The following is a 17166-nucleotide window of genomic DNA, read 5'->3' on the forward strand; positions in this document are numbered from 1 at the left end:
CCGAGGAGGACGACGACGGCGAGCACCGCAAGGTCCGTGCGCGGGTGGAACATGTCGGGTCCGGCATCCCGCTTCAATGACAGGCACCTACTAGGTACCATCACGGGTATGCCATCCCTGAACGTGTCCTTCACAGAAGAGGAACTCGAAGGTGTGCGGGCCGCGGCCGCCGCCGAGGGCAAGAGCCTCAAGCAGTACCTGCACGACCTCGGAATCCGCGAGATGCAGCGCAAGCGATTCGTCGCCGGCGCCACCGAATGGGCGGAGCGGCTGCGCGGCGAGTTCGACGAGGCTTTCCCCGACGAAGTGCCGCCCGCCGAACGCGACAACGGGACCGCTGCCGCCTGATGCCGCCCCTCTACATCGACGTTTCCTGGCTGCTGGACGTCCAGGAGAACGCGCTCGGCCACGACGACCTGACCGTGGCGGACTACTCCGCGCTGGTCGCCGCCGTCGCCCGCCACAAGACCCGGATGCCCACCCTCGCGACCTCCGACCCGGACACGGCCTGGCGCGCCGCGGCCCTGCTGCACACCATCGTGCGCCTGGAGCCGCTCCCGCACCGCAACAGCCTGTACGCCGCATTCATCGCCGCCCAGTACATGGCGCAGGCAGGCGAAGGCATCGATCCCCCCTACGGCGCCCTGTCCGACCTGGTCCGCAAGGTACGAGACACCCGAATCAGCGTCCAGGACGTCGCCGACCAGCTCCGGAGCTGGAGGCTTTAGCACCCGCTCCGGTGCGGAATCGACCTTCCCCTCCAGGGGAAACGGCTGTGACCGTTCAGGACGATGCGGTCGAATCGGAGCACGTCGACCGGGCGGCCATGGTTTCACCCGTCCCCACGGCAGTGCCGGTGGTGTACCCGAGGTGATTCCGCGGTCACGGCTGTGAATACCCCCGGGGGCGCCTCAGTCCGCGGACCCGCTGCCGACCGGGATACCCAGCCGGTGGGCCACGGTGGTCAGGGCCGACCCCAGGGGGAGCGCGACCCGGGTGACGGCGTGCGGGTCGCCCCGGGTCGGGTCCTGGTTGACGATGAGCACCGGCTTTCCCTCCTGGTGTGCCTGGCGGACGAACCGGAGCCCGGACATCACCGTCAGCGAGGAGCCCAGAACCAGCAGTGAGGACGCCTCACGGACCAGCCGTCGGCAGTGCTCGACGCGCTGCGGCGGAACCGCCTCGCCGAAGAACACCACGTCCGGTTTGAGGACGCCGCCGCAGTGGGCGCAGGGCACGATGCGGAAATCCCCGACCTGCGCGTCGGTGAGGTCGGCGTCACCATCCGGGTTGATCCCGGCGGCCACCGGGTCGAAGCCCGGGTTCTCGGCCTCCAACCGCCGTGCGAGTTCACGGCGCGGGATGAAGTCGCCGCAGGAGAGACAGACGACACGGTCGAGGCTGCCGTGGAGTTCCACGACGCCCTCGCTGCCGGCGGCCTGGTGCAGTCCGTCGACGTTCTGGGTGATCACAGCCGAGACGTGGGCGTGCCGTGCGAAAGCGGCGACGGCCAGGTGCCCGGCATTGGGGAGGGCTCGACCGAAGGTGCGCCAGCCGAGGTGGCTGCGCGCCCAGTAGCGGCGCCGCGCGTGGGCGCTGCCGGTGAAGTCCTGGTAGGTCATCGGGGTGTGCCGGCTCAGGCTCCCGCCCTTGCCCCGGTAGTCCGGGATGCCTGATTCCGTGGAGATGCCCGCGCCGCTGAGCACCAGCACACCGCCGGTGCTCAGCGCGTCGACGACCGGCTCCAGGTCGGTGGTGCCCGGCGGCAGATCCACGGCAGGGGTCCAGCTCAGGGTGGGGCGCATGCGCATGCCGCCAGGGTACGGAGTCGGCGGCGGCTCCGGGCCGACGTACGCGTTCTGCCCCAGTGACACCTGGCGGAGAATCCGGCTCCTTGCCGGCACCGACGTCCGCGCCGACGTGACAGCGGCCGCCCGCCGCTACGAGTCCGATGCGCATGCCAGCACATGGGCTCTGCTGATGCTGCCCTGGACGATCCGGTGCTGGGCCGTCGACCCGTAGCCGTCGCAGCAGTGACCTACGGCTACCTGCGCGCCCGTACCGACTCCGCCGTCCTCGCCACCGTCATTGAGGCGACCGTTGAAGACACAAGATCAGGGAAGATCAGGGTGGCGTGGTGTGCGGAGACTCTCTCAGAGCGCCGCGTCAGCAGCATCTGCTGGTGAGCCAGAAGCAGGTGCCGGCTCCCAGACCGAACGCGAGGTGGGCGCTCAGGTCTTCAGTCAATGTCTTCGGGCTGTATTTCCAGATCGGCTTGTAGAGCCCGGCCTGAGGGAGGACCAGATACGCACTGGCCCACACAGTCGCGCCGAAGGGAATGCCGAGCAACGGGTGCGGGCGCCGGGCCGATCCGGCAACAATCCCGTACAGCGCTCCCCAGGCGGACCCGTAGGACCAGTGCATCAAGGTGCTCATGAGCCAAGCCCACCGGTCAGGGATCTCGCGCTGTGTGAACCCCTCCAACAGCCGCTTCGCCACCTTGCCCGGATCCGGCGCCTCTTCCCAGCCTTCGACCGGCGCGAATTCCCAGTCCTTGGGACTTTCGGTGCCTCCTGCGTGTCGATATCGCAGATAGCGCGCGGCATCCATGCACACCGTCCCCGCGACGCCGGCGGCGACGCCGTTGACGGCGGCGGCCAGCGGCGTGAGGGACCGTCGTCGTGGACGTCCTGCTCTCGTGGTGCCCATCACTTCAACCACCTCGGGCAACTGCCAGTGCCTAGGGCCCGCGCTGTCGCCCTTTGGGTTCCAGGAAGTACAGAATCCCACCGGTCACCTTCGCCCGCACCCCAGGACCGCGTCACCGCGGCGCCCTTGCCGACCGGTGGCGGCCACGGTCGCGTGCCTCACGAGGCGGGTCTTCCTCGTCCTCCACATCGGCGAGACATACACCGGCCGGCTGTTCCCGGCACACCTCCACATGGTCGGCGCCTCGCGTCACGGACGGACCGGGTGCTGACCCGGTGACATTGCCCGGGGTCGACGAAGGCCAGGGTCGTAACGCCTTCCTCGCACCTTGAACCCTGCCGCGGGCCCGACAAGCCCGCGCGGCGGGTGTATCCACCGCCGGACGCGTGAGTGCGGCTGGTGGACAGGAGGGCCGGAGCCCACGGGCAACGGCTCTGCGAAGCGAGCCGCGTAGGGTTCGGGCAGGTCCACGCCTGTGGAGCGCAGACTTCAGGCGGTAGTCACAGTCGTCTGTCGCCTGCCGTTCGATGCGGAAGGCGTCGTCGATGGCCACGGGTGCCGGCTCGGCTGCGGGCCCGCCTTCGGCGACGCGGCGCCCGCCGGCGACGTCCAAGCGCCGACCACCAGGACCTGCTGACGCCGGCTCACCCGCGATGCGGGCACGGCACGCCTACGGCCGGCTCGCGGCGGGGTTCGGTGTCGGCCTCGTCACCGCCTACGGAGAAGGGCTACCAGGCTGCCGGTGGGACCCTCCGCGAATTCGTGTCGCGCTTTGAGGCGGCTGATCCCGCACATGTCGGCGTCACAGGGCGTCCAGACTCGCTGGGCCTGCGACGCACTTCCCGGTCTTGTTTACCACGTAGATGACGTCCCGGGTGCCGACAGCCCCCTCTGCTTTGCCGGGCTCGGGGTCGATGACTGGGCAGACCGACTCCACTCCCCGGACGACCACCTTGTACGTCACAGGCCATGCGTGTTCTTCGGTCCACCCGAAGTACGTACCGCCGCCCCCGCCCGGAGTTCGGTCGGGATCTCCCTCGACCACAACACCGCGCTCTCCGCATGCCGGACAACCGAGCACGTGAGCATCCCAGGCCGACTCATTGACCAACCGAACCGGCAGTCCTTCATCGCCGGAACCTCCGCACCCCGTAACGAAGATGGCACTGACGGCCAGCGCGGCCGGCAGCGCGATACGTGGTCCTTTCACGCTCCGGCAGGACACTGTGGTGCGGCTGCCTGGTCTCAAAGGTCCCACGCTCGGACTCCCCCATGATCACGGTTCGAGGTTGGATCATCGCAGGTCACAGGCCGATGAGCAACGGTCGGAGAGTGTCTGCTGGTTCTGCGGCCGGCGGGCGGGGGGAACGCTGACCGGCGGCCCCTGGACGTAGATGTCCGGCAGTGCCGCAAGCAGCCATGCCGCCGCCGTACCGCCCCTGCGTCCCACGCCGGTGGCCCCACTCCGGACTTGCCCTGCAGGCGAGCGCAGACAGGGCTGACCGCCGTCGGCCTCCTGCCCACTCGCCCCACTTGCGTGACCTCGGCCGGACCACTCCTGGGTGAGGAGCTCCTCGTGGCCGCATGTCAGAGCCCGCATGTCGGAGCCCGCATGTCAGAGATGGCCTGGCTGTCTCGTCTCAGGCTGTGAAGAGAGGTTCTGAGAGGAACCCGCCCCCGTCGACAAGGAGCAGATGATGAGCGAGGAGAGCACGCACCAGGAGGTCGCGCTGATCACCGGGGCGAACAAGGGGATCGGCCGCGGCGTTGCCGGGCAACTCGCCGGGCTGGGTTTGGCGGTCGTGATCGGGGCCAGAGACCCGCTGCGCGGCGAGGAGGCCGCTGCGGCGGTGCGCGCGGCCGGCGGCGATGCGCGTGCGGTCACCTTGGACGTCACTGACCAGGCCACCGTCCAAGCGGCCGCGAAGGCAGCTTGAGGAGTGCTTCGGCCATCTCGACGTACTGATCAACAACGCCGGAATCACCGGCTCCGGACAGGTGTCGCCCGAAGACGCCCACGATCAGGTCCCCAGCTCCGTCGATCTGGACATGGTTCGGGCGGTGTTCGAGACCAACGTCTTCGGGGTGATCCAAGTGACCAATGCCATGCTGCCGTTGTTGCGGCGGTCAACGGCGCCACGCGTCGTCAACGTCAGCAGTCACGCCGCGTCGCTGACTCTCACCAGCGATCCGGACGGCCCCTTCACGGAACTGCTGCCGTCCGCCGCGTATTCGCCGTCCAAGACCGCGCTGACAGCCCTGACCGTGCAGTACGCCAATGAGCTGCGGAGCGAGGGCATCCGGGTCAACGCGGTCGCTCCCGGGTTCGTCGACACGGACAGCAACAACCACACCGGGTTCCTCACGGTCACGCAGGGCGCCGCATCCGTGGTGCGCCTGGCCATGCTCGGCGCGGACGGACCGACCGGAGGGTTCTTCAGTGAGGAGGGTCCGGTTCCCTGGTGATGGTGGCCCCGGACAGCTGCGCGGTATCGGTCCGGCCACCTCACCGCACGATCGGAACTGGGGCCCTTGTCCGGTCCTGTTCAGCGAGAGGACGCGGGTGCAGGGGCTGTGGGTTCCATCGTCGAACGTGCGAGTGGAGTTGGAACAAGTCCGTACATCAGGCCCGGTCAAGGTGCATACGAACAAGGAGAATCCGGCGTGACGAAGACAGAGGAGTTCCAGGAGCTGCGGCCGCTGATGTTCTCGATCGCCTACCGGATCCTGGGCAGTGTGAGCGAGGCAGAGGACGCGGTCCAGGAGACATGGCTGCGCTACCAGGCCGCTTCCACCCGGCCTGGGTCGCCCAGGGCGTTCCTGTCGACAGTGGTCACCCGGATCTCGATCGACGTGCTGCGCTCGGCCCGCGTCCGGCGGGAGGAGTATGTCGGACCGTGGCTCCCTGAACCGCTGCTGACCGACCCGTACGAGGATCCGGTGCGGTCGGCGGAGCTGGCGGACTCGGTGTCGATGGCGGCCCTGCTCCTGCTGGAGCGGCTCACCCCGCTGGAGCGCGCGGTCTTCGTACTGAGGGAGGTGTTCGCCTTCGGCTTCCCGGAGATCGCATCGGCCGTGGGACGGTCGGAAGCGGCGTGCCACCAGCTCGCGGTGCGGGCACGCCGTCACATGGACGCGGGCCGGGTCCGGTTCGAGGCGGACCGGAAGGAACGCGAGAAACTCGCGGAACGCTTCTTCGACGCCTTCCGCGAAGGAGACGTCGACGGGCTGACCGAGCTGCTGGCCGCCGACGTTCACATGATCGGCGACAGCGGCGGCAGGGCCCCGCAGTTCAAGCCCGTCATCCTTGGTGCCGAGAACGTGCTCCGGGCGCTGGCGTCGTTTGTCCCGCTGGTGATCAGGAGCGGTGGCGTTGTCGAGCCGCAGCAGGTGAACGGCCAGCCGGGCGCGATCTTCCGCGACCGAGATGGCCGGGTTCTCAGTACGTGGTCACTTGACGTACTCGGTGGGCAGATCCAGACGATCCGCACGGTGAACAACCCCGACAAGCTCGGGCACGTCGGCCCTGTGGCGGACGCCTGGGAGGCCCTCCGCGAGGCGAACCAGGCACACCGGCCAGGGGATTGACCGAGGAGTGGACCGCGCTCCAGGGCTGGGTTGCCCGGGCTGCTGCGTGACCGCGAGCGACTGCCGGCCACCGTCGACGCCGACGGCTGGGCGAGGCCGAGGCCCTACCCTCCGACGCTGCGCATCAGACGCCTCCTTCGCCTGATGCGCAGCGCGAAGGACTCTGTCGACGAGTTCTCTGACGGAGACCGGTGAGTTGCGATGCAAGGTGGCTCCGCACAGCCGTCGCTGAACTGCATACCGCAGACGCCGTCCAGCCGGGCCGGGTTTGCCAGCGCCGACTCACCGAGAACCGCGCGGTCGAGTCTGTGACAGGAGACCCGCGCGTGCGCAGCCATCGTGGCGCTGGTTTGCGCACCTGTGGCCCAGGGCGTTTCTCCGCACTGTCAGGTTGGGCCGACGGTCAGGGCACGATGTAGTCGGCGGCGCGAAACAGTTCGTACCATTCCGCACGGGTCAGTGGTACGTCCGATCCGAGGGCGGCGTCCGCGACGCGCTGCGGTGTGGTCGTGCCGATGACCACCTGCATCCGGGCAGGGTGGCGGGTGATCCAGGCCGTCGCGATGGCAAGGGACGGCACACCGTACTTCGCCGCGAGGCGGTCGATGACGGCGTTGAGCTCGGGGTAGCGCTCCGAGCCGAGGAACGGGCCGTCGAAGAACCCGGCCTGGAACGGTGACCAGGCCTGCACGGTGATGTCGTGCAGTCGGCAGTAGTCCAGGAGCCCGTCGTCACGGCTGACCGACTGGTCCAGGCCCTGCATGTTGGCCGCGACGCCTTGCGCGACGAGCGGGGCGTGCGTGATCGACAGCTGGAGCTGGTTCGCCACCAGCGGCTGACTGACGTGGCGGCGCAGCAGATCGATCTGCCGGGGGGTGTGGTTCGAGACGCCGAAGGCCCGTACCTTGCCGGCCGTGGCGAGGTCGTCGAAGGCACGCGCGACTTCTTCGGGTTCGACCAGGGCGTCGGGACGGTGCAGCAGCAGGATGTCGAGGTAGTCGGTGCCGAGAGCCTTGAGCGAACCGTCCACCGACTCCACGATGTGTTCGTAGGAGAAGTCGAAGTAAGGGCCTTCGCGGACGATGCCGGCCTTCGACTGGATGATCCATTTTTCACGCTGCGAGGAACTCAGCCGCATCGCCTCGGCGAAACGGCGCTCGCAGCCGTGCAGCTCGCTGCCGTACACGTCGGCGTGATCGAGGAACGTGATGCCGGCGTCCAGGGCGGTGGCGAGGAGTTCGCGCACCTCGGCGTCGCTCTTGTCCTGGATGCGCATCAGGCCCAGCACGATGTTCGGGACGACCATGTCGGTGCCGGGCAGTTTGAACGTCTTCACGATCGGGTCCTTGTCCGTAAGGGGGTATTCGGTGCCGGTACCGGGTGCCTCAGGCCGCCGACAGGCGGGAAATCTGCTCGGGGGTGAGCTCGACGTCGGTGGCGGCCGCTGAGTCACGGATGCTCTCGGGGCGAGAGGACCCCGGAATCGGGATCACCACGGGCGCGAGGGCAAGCTCCCAGGCCAGGGTCACGCGGTAGACGCTGACGCCCACCTCGTCCGCGACCTCGCGGAAAGCGGCCTGGTGCGCGGAGAGTTCGGGGGCGTTCGCTATGCCGCCCAGTGGGCTCCAGGGCAGGAACGCGATCCCTAGTCCGGCGCAGTGTTCCAGCTCGCGCAGACTGGAGCGGAACCTGGGCGAGAACTGGTTCTGGACCGAGTCGAGGCGACCGCCCAGGATCTCGTTCGCCTCGTCGATCTGCTCCACGGTCGCGTTCGAGATGCCCGCCATGACGATCACGCCCTCGTCGAGCAGGTCACGGATCGCACCGATCGACTCGGCGTACGGGACGCGCGGGTCGGGGCGGTGGAACTGGTAGAGGCCGATCGCCTCGACGCCCAGGCGCCTGGCCGACTCCTTGGCGGCCTGCTTGAGATGGGCCGGATCGCCGTTCACGGTCCAGCTGCCGTCGCCGGGCCGCAGGTGACCGCCCTTCGTCGCGACGAGCACGTCGTCCGCTCCCCGGCCATACGTGCGCAGAGCCCGGGCGATGAGCTCCTCGTTGTGTCCGACCTCGTCGGCATCGCGGTGATACGCGTCCGCTGTGTCGATGAGCGTGACACCGGCGTCGAGCGCGGCGTGGATCGTCGCGATCGATCTGTCAGCGTCGGGGCGGCCCTCGATGGACATCGGCATGCCGCCGAGCCCGATCGCCGAAACCGTCTGTCCGCCGAGCGTGCGTTGCTTCATCGGTCGTCCCCTCCGTGTGTGGAAGACAGGTGGTCGAGGTCTTCTCGTACGGAAGGCCTGCCTGGCCGAGCCTAGGAATCGATGATTCAGAGGTCCAACAGTTGTTGGTCATGGCATTGAGAAATGAAACCGATAAATATCTCTGCGGCAGATCCGATATGTGCTCGCGCCTGCCGCCGGGCGCGCATGACGGCGTGGCGGCCTGGTGCGCGGCGTTCCGTGCGCGGGCACCCCGCCGCCGGCCCGGGATGGCCGCGCGCGGTTGTGGGCCGGTCAGCTGTTGACGTTGAGGACGGGGTGGAAGCCGGAGGCGTGGCCGGTGGCGGCGGGGTGGTAGGACTCCCATGGCCGTGATCGGATCATGCCGGGCCCGTCGGCGGACAGAGCCGGTGCCGGTCACGGGCCGGTCCTCATCAAGCTGCAGCCCGGCGCGCACTCGTCGCGTCGGGCTGCAGCGGGCGGTCTTCCCTGTCAGGCCGGCAGGTGGAACTGCTGGTTGGTGCCGCCGGCGCAGGTCCAGATCTGCAGCCGGGCTCCGTTGGCCGTCGACTTGTCGGTGACATCGAGGCACTTGCCGGAGGCGGGGTTCACCAGGGTGTCGCCACTGCTCCGCTGCCAGACCTGAGCACCGGTGCCGTTGCAGTCGTACAACTGGACCTTCGTGCCGTTGGCGGTGCCGGCGGCGCTGAGGTCCATGCACTTGCCGAGGGTGCGGATGGTGTTGTCGGAACCCACGGTCCACTGCTGGGCCGTGGTGCCGTTGCAGTCATACATCTGAACGGCGGTGCCGTTGGCGCTGTTTGCCGCCGCGACGTCCACGCACTTGCCGCCGAGGCCGGTGATCTGGCCGGTGGAGCCGGTGGGTGGCGGAGTGGTCGTACCGCCGGTCACGGTGTTGAGGACGCTGGAGAACTGCCAGGCGCTCTGCGGGGTACCGCTACAGGTGTCGGAGAGCTGGCCGTTGGTGGCGCACGCCTTGTCGCGGCCGAGGGCCCAGAAGGCGAGTTCCTGGATGCCCTTGGACTTGGCGAAGTTGGCGAGCGTGGTGGCGTTGCCGGTGGTGAAGATCTCGCTGACGTCGTCGTTGACCCCGATCATCGGGGTGTTGCCCTCCATCGCCCACAGTTGGGCGTCGGACTTCTCCGGCCAGATGGCGCCGAGCTGGGTGCGCAGGGCGGTGGCGGCGTCGGTGGCCGCCTTGCCCATGTCCCGGGTGCCGTCGTAGTAGTCCATCGTCATGATGTTGACGAGATTGACGTTGAGCGCGTTGCTCTTGGCGTTGGACAGCAACTTCGTGCCGTTGCCGTCCAGGCCGTTCGGCATGGACGGCAGGGTGTACTGGACGTCCAACTTGCGTCCGGCGGCGGCGTACTCCTGCTGGAGCTGGGCGAGGGCCTTGTTCCGGCGGTCGTTGGCGGCGGTGTCGGCGATCGCGCTGCCCTCGATGTCGAAGTCGACCCGAGTGAGGTTGAGGGCGTCGATGACCTTCTTGTACTGGGCCTTGAGCGAGGCCACGGTGGTGCAGGCCTGGGCCTCCTCGGTGCCGGAGGCGCCGCCGAAGGAGGCGATGACGTCGCCGCCCGCTGCGCGCAGGGAGTTGATCGCTGAAGTCCAGCCGGCGTCGGTGACGGGGGTGTCGCCGTTGAACATGGCGTTGCAGCCGCCGCCGTCGATGACGAAGGCGAGCGTGAAGTACTTCAGGCCTGTGGCGTTGCGGGCGTTGGTCATGGCCGTGGGCGAATTCCACGTCTCGACGTACGGCGCGGCGTAGTGGGCGGGGAAGCCAGGGCCGGGGTTGGTCGCGGCGCTCGCGGAGCCGCCGGTGGCGACGAGGGCGGCGGCAGCCGTCGCGAGGACGGCGGGAACGGCGGTGAGGGCTCTGACGGCGGATCTGATCACAGGACGGCTCCTGTCATGAACGCGGGACGCGCGAGGTGGGGGTACCGAGACAGAGCATTCGGGAGGCGTGGCAGCAGTTCACATACGTGAACGATGGTTCCTCTGCTGAACCATCGATGGTTGAAGACGGTATGGACTAGACCAGCTACGCGTCAATACCCCGTGCATCGACAGCAGTTCGGATGGCCGCCTCTGGGGCCTGCCCCGGCGGAGGCCTTCCCGCCCCGTCGGCGCACGGCCCGGGCCGGCCCGATTCTCGTGGTGATGTGGCCGGGCACCCGCGTCGTGCGGCGCGGGGGCAGGCGGTCGCCCAGGGCGCTGTGTGCGGCAAGGTCACCGGGGGAGTAGGCGATGCCGACGTCCGGGGCGGACCTTGTTGATCAGCTTCCAGCGTTGCCTGTCGGATTCTCGGCGGGTTTGGGCGTCGAGGAAGGGCGCGAGTCCGTCGGGGAGGTTCCGTCATGTCGCGATGCCGGCCAGACTCACGAAGCCCCCGACGGCTGTGATCAACACGGCAGCAGCCAGGGCCGCTCCGGATGCGTAAGTCAGAAAGCCAGTGACGGCGTTGGTGAGGCCCAGCAGGGCGGAGACGTCGGACAAGGCGGTCGCGGCACGGACCGGTTGGCGGTGGAAACTCCAGGTTCAATTGGGCGGGGCGCTGGGGGCGTCTCGTAGAACAGGCCGCGTATCCTCCGCCGCGTGCCTCGCCATTCGAAGGAGCCCCGTCGGCCGGCCGCCAACGGGTGCGTGTACATGTGGGCGACGCGCCACGGCCACCGAGGGGATGTCGGCGGTCGCCCCGTGGACTGCCGCCAAACAGAGCGACGGGGCGAGCCTTACGCGGTGGCCTTGGTGCGGCGCAGCGGGGCGCCCGCCTGGTGGAGACTGCGCAGCGCCTGCCGGTAGGAGGTGGCCAGACCGGTCTCCAGGTAGTCGACGCCCAGTTCCTCGCAGTAGCGACGGACGATGACCTGTGCCTTGCGCAGGTTGGGCGTCGGCATGCTCGGGAAGAGATGGTGCTCGATCTGGTAGTTCAGGCCGCCCAGCACGATGTCGGTGAGTCGGCCGCCGTGCACGTTGCGGGAGGTGAGGACCTGGCGGCGCAGGAAGTCCGGGCGGTCCGCGCCGGTGAGGATCGGCATGCCCTTGTGGTTGGGGGCGAAGACCGAGCCCAGGTACAGCCCGAAGAGGCCTTGGTGGACGGCGATGAAGGCGACCGCCATTCCGGGCGGCAGCACCAGGAACACCACGGTCAGGTAGCAGGCGAAGTGCCCGAAGAGCAGGATCGCCTCCACGAGCCGGTTCCTGAGTGAGCGCGTCCTCAGCGCCCGGACACTTGCGACGTGCAGGTTGAGGCTCTCCAGGGTGAGGAGGGGGAAGAACAGGAAGGCCTGCGAACGGCCGATCAGCCGGGGCAGTCCGCTGGCCTCGCCGGCCTGGGCCCGCGTCCAGACCAGGAGGTCGGGGACGATGTCGGGGTCGAGCTGTTCGTGGTTGGGGTTGGCGTGGTGGCGGGTGTGCTTCTCCTGCCACCAGCCGAACCCCATGCCGATCGCGGCGTTCGCGGCGACGCGGCCGGCCGACTCGCTGGTCCTGCGCAGCCGGAACACCTGGCGGTGGGCGATGTCGTGGGTCACCAGAGCGACCTGACCGAAGGTCAGGGCGAGCACCCCCGCGACCGCCAGGGTCCACCAGCTGGCGCCGATCAGGATGAAGGCGGCCCAGCCGCCCGCGTACACGGCGGCCACGGCGCCGATACGGGCGGTGTAGTAGCCGGGACGGCGGCCCATCAGGCCGCTGTCGGCGATCGTCCTCGACAGCCGGGCGAAGTCACTCCCGGCGCTCCGAGCGGGTGAGACAGGGGATGCGTTGATCACAGACGCGACCCTTTCGGTGGCTGCCCGGACCTTGCGCTCCGGAATTCACTCCACGCAGCCGTCGGCGGGGTCACGGCCGGGACACCTCCGCGGGGAGGCTGCCCTTGAAGCCTGCGAGAGACTTGACGTCGCTTCGGGTACCCCCGAATCGCTCTCCCGCACGTACATCGGCGCTCGCGGAGGGGCGACGAGCTGTCAGGGGCGGTCCGCGGTGCCTTGGGCGGGGGCGCGTTGGTCCGGGCGCGGTGCCCCATGACGGCCTGCCGCCCTTGCGAGGCCAGGACCCAGCGCACCCGCCGGGACGAGTTTCGCCCCGCCTCCGCCGCCACCGGGGCCTTTGGTGCATTACCGGGAGATCGAGTTGCAGCCGCCTCCTCCGCCGCCGCCGAACCAGCCGTCTGCGCCCCCGATGCCCCCGCCCTGGCCGCCGTCCGGTCGCTCGCCACCAGGCTGTCCGGTGTCTCCATCGTCTCCGCCGGTGGCCTCGGGGACAGGGACCTCACCAACTCCGGTACCTGCACGACAGCTTGCGAACGTGCGGCTGCATGCTGATCTCTCGCAGGAAAGGTTGAGCGGCTTGACCTTCCGGCGAGCGAGAGCCGCTCCGCCTGCCCCAGTACTGTGGTTTCGCATGACCGACACCGAGATCGAGATCACCGCGGACCTGGTCCGCGACCTGCTGCAGGAGCAACATCCAGACCTTGCAGGGCTGGCCATCCGCGAGGTGGCGGGCGGCTGGGGCAACCACATGTGGCGTCTCGGGGACGAGTTGGCCGTGCGCATGCAGCGCATGGACCCCACCCCGGAGCTCCAGCTCAAGGAGCGGCGGTGGCTACCCGTGCTGGCTCCGCGTCTGCCGCTCCCGGTGCCGACTCCGGTGCGGTTCGGTGAACCGTCCGAGCGCTTCCCCAAGCACTGGACCGTGATGACGTGGGTTCCCGGCGAGCCGCTGGACCACGACTCGATCACCCGCGGCGACCACGCGGCCGACACCCTGGCGGGCTTCCTCAGGGCGCTCCACGTGGAGGCCCCCGCTGACGCGCCGATCAGTGAGGACCGCGGCGACCACCCCAAGAAGTGCACGGACGGCTTCGACCACTTCTTCCATGCCGTTGTCCCCGACGACCTCGCCGACGACGTCCGGGCCGTCTGGGACGACGCCGTCTTGGCGCCCGAGTGGGAGGGTCCGCCCCTCTGGGTGCATGGCGACCTGCATCCGGCGAACGTCGTCGTCTCGGACGGGACGCTCTCGGGCATCGTCGACTTCGGTGCCATGTTCGCCGGAGATCCGGCGTGGGACCTCGCCGCCGCATGGGTACTGCTGCCCGCGGGCACCGCCTCACGGTTCTTCGACGTGTACGCGCACGCGGACCAGGCGACGATCCGGCGCGCCCGAGGGCTGGCCGCTCTGAAGAGCCTGTTCCTCATGTTGATGGGCCAGAACGGAGACCGGGGCCTTCCTGGCGGCAAGCCGACATGGGGACCTGCAGGCCGGGCAGCGCTCGATCGTGTTCTTCAGGGCCGGGACTAGTCCCCCCTGGCCGTGATCCTGCTCGCTATCGAACGTCGTACCAGGCCGCCCAGTCGATACGGCGGGTTCCCAACGCGAGTGCAGGCTCACAAACTTCGGCCCGTCAAACTCGCAAACCATTGGGCACGACCAGGCCCCCCGACCATCTCCTTCCCAGTGAACACTCTCAAACAACCCTGCTCCGTCACGGTCACGACGGCCTCCTGGGTGGCTTGTCCTGGGCCTCGATTTCCGAGGCGAGTTCAGGCGGGCGAGGGCCTGATCGTGGATTGTGCGGATGATCGAGGAGACGTCGCCCGAGCGGTTGGTGCGGTCCACGAGGCAGAGGCACACGGCCCCGAAGAAGCCGAAGGGCGCGGGCGGGAGATGGTCCTTTGCGACGAAGGCGGGTGGATCTGATCGGTCGGCAGCGGGTTGTGAGCAGATCGGTGCAGTGCTTCTTGAGCTGCTTCTCGTGATGCTGTGCGGGTGGGGTGGCTACGCGTGCCGTGGTGCAGTCGGACAGGTGCGGGCCGGGTCAGCTGACTGGCCCGTGCTCCATCGCTGCCTCCGTAGGCGAACGGCTGCTGAAGGGCGAGGCTGGCCGCGTCGGCGGCGGTCGACGTTGCGGTTCGCCGGCGGTGACGTGTCTGGCCGGCGCGAGATCTGGCAGCGGTTCCGATGCCGGGTTCGGATCCGGTTCGGCGCTTCACCCGAAGGGCTCGCCAGCGTCACCTTCCGGGGCTGCAGCTCATGGTGTCCACGGGGCGTCTTCACGGGTTCGAGTCGCCGGAGGAACAGCGACTGCTGCTCGAGCTGGACTTTCCGCAGGTGGCGCAGGTGCTGTCGCAGCCGTTCCGGCTGGATTTCGAGCACACCGGGGGACGTGCTGCGCACACCCTGACTTCCTGGCGAGTTCGCCGGACGGCGGCCGGTGGCTGTTGGACGCCCGTCCGCGTCGCCTGTCCAGGGAGGACGACGCGGTGAGGTTCGCGGCCGCCGAAGGGGCGGCTGCCGCCTGCGGCTGGCGCCACACGGTCGTGACGGGGTGGTGCTGGACGCCCTGTCGGTGCCGGAAGGCCGGCCGACGGCGCTCGGCCGATCAGGGGGCAGCATGAGGCAGACAAGCACCGATCGCCCAATCGAGTGAACGCGTCACCGGACGCGCCCCGTCCGCCGCCGTGCCCACCCCCGCCGCCACCGCCGCCCCCGGCTCGCACGGGTGGGGCACCGAGAACGGCTGGGCGTCGGCGCGGCCCGGCCGTGGCTGTGCCCGCGGCGGGCTACCAGATCAGGCACCAGTAGTCGCCGTAGTGCCCGATGCCGATACGCCGGCCCTGCGGCACGAGGTTCGGGTTCGGCTGTCCCACGGCCGACAGCGAGCAGACCGGGTCGCCGACCGCCTTGGCGGCCGCCATCCGCTTGGCGGCGGCCACCGCCTCCGACGACGTGACCCAGGTGGTCGTTCCCGGTCCGTTGCCGGTGGTCGTCGGGGCCGGAGGCATGGGCACCGGTGTCCGCGAAGGCTGCGAGGTGACCGGGGGAGGGCTCGGCCGCGTCGTCGTGGGGGACGGCGTCGGCCGGGGCGGCGTCGGCCGGGGTGGGGTCGGCCAGGGCGGCGTCGGCTGAGGCGGCGTCGGCCGGGGTGAGGTCGGCAAGGGTGGGGTCGGTCGGGGCGGCGTCACGGACGGTCTGGGCGTCGGTGTGTGGGGAGGTGCCGGCTTCGTGGTCGGCGTGTGCACCGGCGGCGGGGGAGGAGCCGGGGTCGTCCGGTGGGGCGCCGGCCGGGTGGCGGTCGGCACCGGCCGTACGGTCCGGGTCGGCCTGGGCGCGGGAGTGTGTGTCGGCCTCGGCGTCGCCGAGGCCGGTGAACTCAGGGCCGACGGCCGCGGCGAAGGGGACAAGGACGGACTCGGCGTCGACGGCGACACCGTCACAGACGACGACACCGTCACCGAGGGCGACGGCGTCGCGTGGGGGGCGCTGCCGCCGCCGTCGGACGACACCAGCGCCCAGGCCGCCAAACCGGCCCCCAGGGCGACCACGGCCGCCCCGCCCGCTATCCACGGAGTCCGCCGCGATGGTTGCCGGTGCCGGTTCATGGTTCTCACTGTCTGTCCGATCGCCGACGGCCTCAAGCCGGAGCCCGAGCCGCCGCCCCGCCGTTCTTTGCCGGAAGCCTCGGCCGCAGCCCGGTCCCGACATGCGCAGGGTGCGCCGACGGTCACATGGGCGCGGGAACCGAGGACTCTCCAGCGGACCCCTGGAGGGAACCACGGACCCGGGGGAGCTCGTGTCCTGGTGCAGAGGGAAGGGAAACGCGGCGCGGTACGGAGGAAGAAAAGGAGGAACCATGCAGATCATCGAAGTGACCGGGTACGCCGTCCGCTCTGCCGTGATCAGCATGAGGCGGACAGGGACGCCGCTTGAGTTCGTGATCTTCCCGATGCTGCATGTGGCATCGCCGACGTTCTACTCCCAGGTCCGCCTCCGACTGAGGGAATGCGACCTCATAGTTGTCGAGGGAATCCGGGGCAGATCGGCCGGAGTGAGCGCCCTCACGCTCGCCTACCGGTTCGCCCCGCGCCGACGGCGCAACGGCCTGCAGGAGCAGCGCGATGAACTGGTGCTCCCCGAAGGCGTACCGGTGATCAACCCGGACGTGACCGCGGCCGAGGCGATCGCGGACCTGAAGGCACTGCCGTGGTGGATGTACACACTGCTCATGCTCGCGGCCCCTGTGATGGGCCTGGTGTTCGCGCTGCGCGGTCCGCGCGCCTTCCTCGACGAAGACGAGGCGGTCGAGGACCTGCCGTCGACACTGCGGGCGGAGATGATGGCCGACAGCCCTGTGGAGCACGCGATGACGGACCGGCGCGACCGGCGACTGCTCGACGCGCTCGGCGAGATCTACTCGGAACGCGGCGACGAACCGATCCGGGTGGCCGTCGTCTACGGAGCCGGCCACGTCCCGGCGATCGTCTCAGGACTGTGGAACCACTACGGGTACCGGCCGCGCGAAGCGGAGTGGCTCACCGTCCTTGTCCCGGAGTAGACCACCACGAGCACCCGCTCGGACCCACACCGCAGGACGGCGGCGCCGTGGCAGCCGGTCGACCGACAGGCAGGCCAAGAGCAACGCTCCTGCACCCCAGGCCCCGGCGGTGGTCCGCGGGTGCGGCTGACCACCGCTCGTGTCGTGCTGGACGGGGCGAGGGATGCGGTGGCCCGGTCCCCTGCCGGTGCCGTATTCGAGTTCGTGACGCCTTCGCCGTCCTGGGCAGTCCGGCCGGCCTCGCCGCCGAAGCGACCGTGTACGCCCAACTGCTCCAGACTC

15 protein-coding genes and 1 pseudogene are annotated in these 17166 nt (G+C 69.5%); 8 read left to right on the forward strand and 8 right to left on the reverse strand.

All coding sequences use genetic code 11. The features are described 5' to 3' along the window. Nucleotides 1-108 precede the first annotated feature (108 nt). Nucleotides 109-348: a hypothetical protein gene (locus ACZ5K7_RS34140; protein WP_351710914.1), complete on the forward strand. Its 240-nt coding sequence runs from the start codon at nucleotides 109-111 to the stop codon at nucleotides 346-348. After that, nucleotides 348-728 carry a toxin Doc gene (locus ACZ5K7_RS34145; protein WP_351710916.1) on the forward strand — a complete coding sequence of 127 codons (381 nt, stop codon included), beginning with the start codon at nucleotides 348-350 and terminating at the stop codon, nucleotides 726-728. The genes ACZ5K7_RS34140 and ACZ5K7_RS34145 overlap by 1 nt, the downstream gene beginning before the upstream one ends. A 183-nt stretch (nucleotides 729-911) precedes the next feature. On the opposite strand, the gene ACZ5K7_RS34150 is transcribed toward ACZ5K7_RS34145, so the two are convergent. Continuing rightward, nucleotides 912-1811 (reverse strand): NAD-dependent protein deacetylase, encoded by a 900-nt coding sequence (locus ACZ5K7_RS34150; protein WP_468919542.1) that lies wholly within the window; start codon nucleotides 1809-1811, stop codon nucleotides 912-914. On the opposite strand from ACZ5K7_RS34150, the gene ACZ5K7_RS34155 reads away from it, so the two are divergent. Then, nucleotides 1804-2022, forward strand: a complete 219-nt coding sequence (locus tag ACZ5K7_RS34155) for a hypothetical protein (protein ID WP_468919545.1) — start codon at nucleotides 1804-1806, stop codon at nucleotides 2020-2022. The two genes, ACZ5K7_RS34150 and ACZ5K7_RS34155, sit on opposite strands and share 8 nt — an antisense overlap. Nucleotides 2023-2166: 144 nt before the next feature. On the opposite strand, the gene ACZ5K7_RS34160 is transcribed toward ACZ5K7_RS34155, so the two are convergent. Both ACZ5K7_RS34160 and ACZ5K7_RS34165 read right to left on the reverse strand, forming a co-directional pair. Then, the gene (locus ACZ5K7_RS34160) at nucleotides 2167-2709 is read right to left on the reverse strand and encodes a hypothetical protein (RefSeq protein WP_468919548.1); all 543 of its coding nucleotides are present in this window, start codon (nucleotides 2707-2709) and stop codon (nucleotides 2167-2169) included. Nucleotides 2710-3511: 802 nt separating this feature from the next. Beyond that, entirely contained in the window at nucleotides 3512-3673 is a 162-nt protein-coding gene (locus ACZ5K7_RS34165; RefSeq protein ID WP_468919551.1) for a hypothetical protein, read from the reverse strand. 733 nt (nucleotides 3674-4406) lie between these two features. Between ACZ5K7_RS34165 and ACZ5K7_RS34170 the strand changes: the two are divergent. Beyond that, nucleotides 4407-5175: pseudogene (locus ACZ5K7_RS34170) on the forward strand (SDR family NAD(P)-dependent oxidoreductase). Between the two features lie 198 nt (nucleotides 5176-5373). Beyond that, nucleotides 5374-6297 carry an RNA polymerase sigma-70 factor gene (locus tag ACZ5K7_RS34175; protein WP_468919554.1) on the forward strand — a complete coding sequence of 308 codons (924 nt, stop codon included), beginning with the start codon at nucleotides 5374-5376 and terminating at the stop codon, nucleotides 6295-6297. A gap of 403 nt (nucleotides 6298-6700) precedes the next feature. On the opposite strand, the gene ACZ5K7_RS34180 is transcribed toward ACZ5K7_RS34175, so the two are convergent. The 4 genes from ACZ5K7_RS34180 to ACZ5K7_RS34195 form a co-directional block, all read right to left on the reverse strand. Next, entirely contained in the window at nucleotides 6701-7633 is a 933-nt protein-coding gene (locus ACZ5K7_RS34180) for an aldo/keto reductase (RefSeq protein ID WP_468919557.1), read from the reverse strand. A 49-nt stretch (nucleotides 7634-7682) separates the two neighbouring features. Continuing rightward, complete coding sequence (locus tag ACZ5K7_RS34185) at nucleotides 7683-8543, reverse strand: aldo/keto reductase (protein ID WP_468919560.1); 861 nt, start codon at nucleotides 8541-8543, stop codon at nucleotides 7683-7685. Between the two features lie 471 nt (nucleotides 8544-9014). Further along, nucleotides 9015-10442: an RICIN domain-containing protein gene (locus ACZ5K7_RS34190; protein WP_468919563.1), complete on the reverse strand. Its 1428-nt coding sequence runs from the start codon at nucleotides 10440-10442 to the stop codon at nucleotides 9015-9017. A gap of 836 nt (nucleotides 10443-11278) precedes the next feature. Then, a complete protein-coding gene (locus tag ACZ5K7_RS34195; protein ID WP_468919566.1) occupies nucleotides 11279-12319 on the reverse strand; it encodes a fatty acid desaturase family protein in 1041 nt (346 codons plus the stop codon). 631 nt (nucleotides 12320-12950) lie between these two features. On the opposite strand from ACZ5K7_RS34195, the gene ACZ5K7_RS34200 reads away from it, so the two are divergent. Beyond that, nucleotides 12951-13850 (forward strand): aminoglycoside phosphotransferase family protein, encoded by a 900-nt coding sequence (locus ACZ5K7_RS34200; protein WP_468919569.1) that lies wholly within the window; start codon nucleotides 12951-12953, stop codon nucleotides 13848-13850. A gap of 1262 nt (nucleotides 13851-15112) precedes the next feature. Here the strand turns inward: ACZ5K7_RS34200 and ACZ5K7_RS34205 are convergent. Beyond that, nucleotides 15113-15334 carry a hypothetical protein gene (locus ACZ5K7_RS34205; protein WP_468919571.1) on the reverse strand — a complete coding sequence of 74 codons (222 nt, stop codon included), beginning with the start codon at nucleotides 15332-15334 and terminating at the stop codon, nucleotides 15113-15115. On the opposite strand from ACZ5K7_RS34205, the gene ACZ5K7_RS34210 reads away from it, so the two are divergent. Together ACZ5K7_RS34210 and ACZ5K7_RS34215 are read left to right on the forward strand one after the other, a co-directional pair. After that, nucleotides 15333-15458 (forward strand): hypothetical protein, encoded by a 126-nt coding sequence (locus tag ACZ5K7_RS34210; RefSeq protein ID WP_468919574.1) that lies wholly within the window; start codon nucleotides 15333-15335, stop codon nucleotides 15456-15458. The two genes, ACZ5K7_RS34205 and ACZ5K7_RS34210, sit on opposite strands and share 2 nt — an antisense overlap. A gap of 724 nt (nucleotides 15459-16182) precedes the next feature. Further along, nucleotides 16183-16884, forward strand: a complete 702-nt coding sequence (locus ACZ5K7_RS34215; protein WP_468919576.1) for a hypothetical protein — start codon at nucleotides 16183-16185, stop codon at nucleotides 16882-16884. Nucleotides 16885-17166 lie beyond the last annotated feature (282 nt).

Source organism: Streptomyces sp. NPDC031497 (assembly GCF_055580905.1).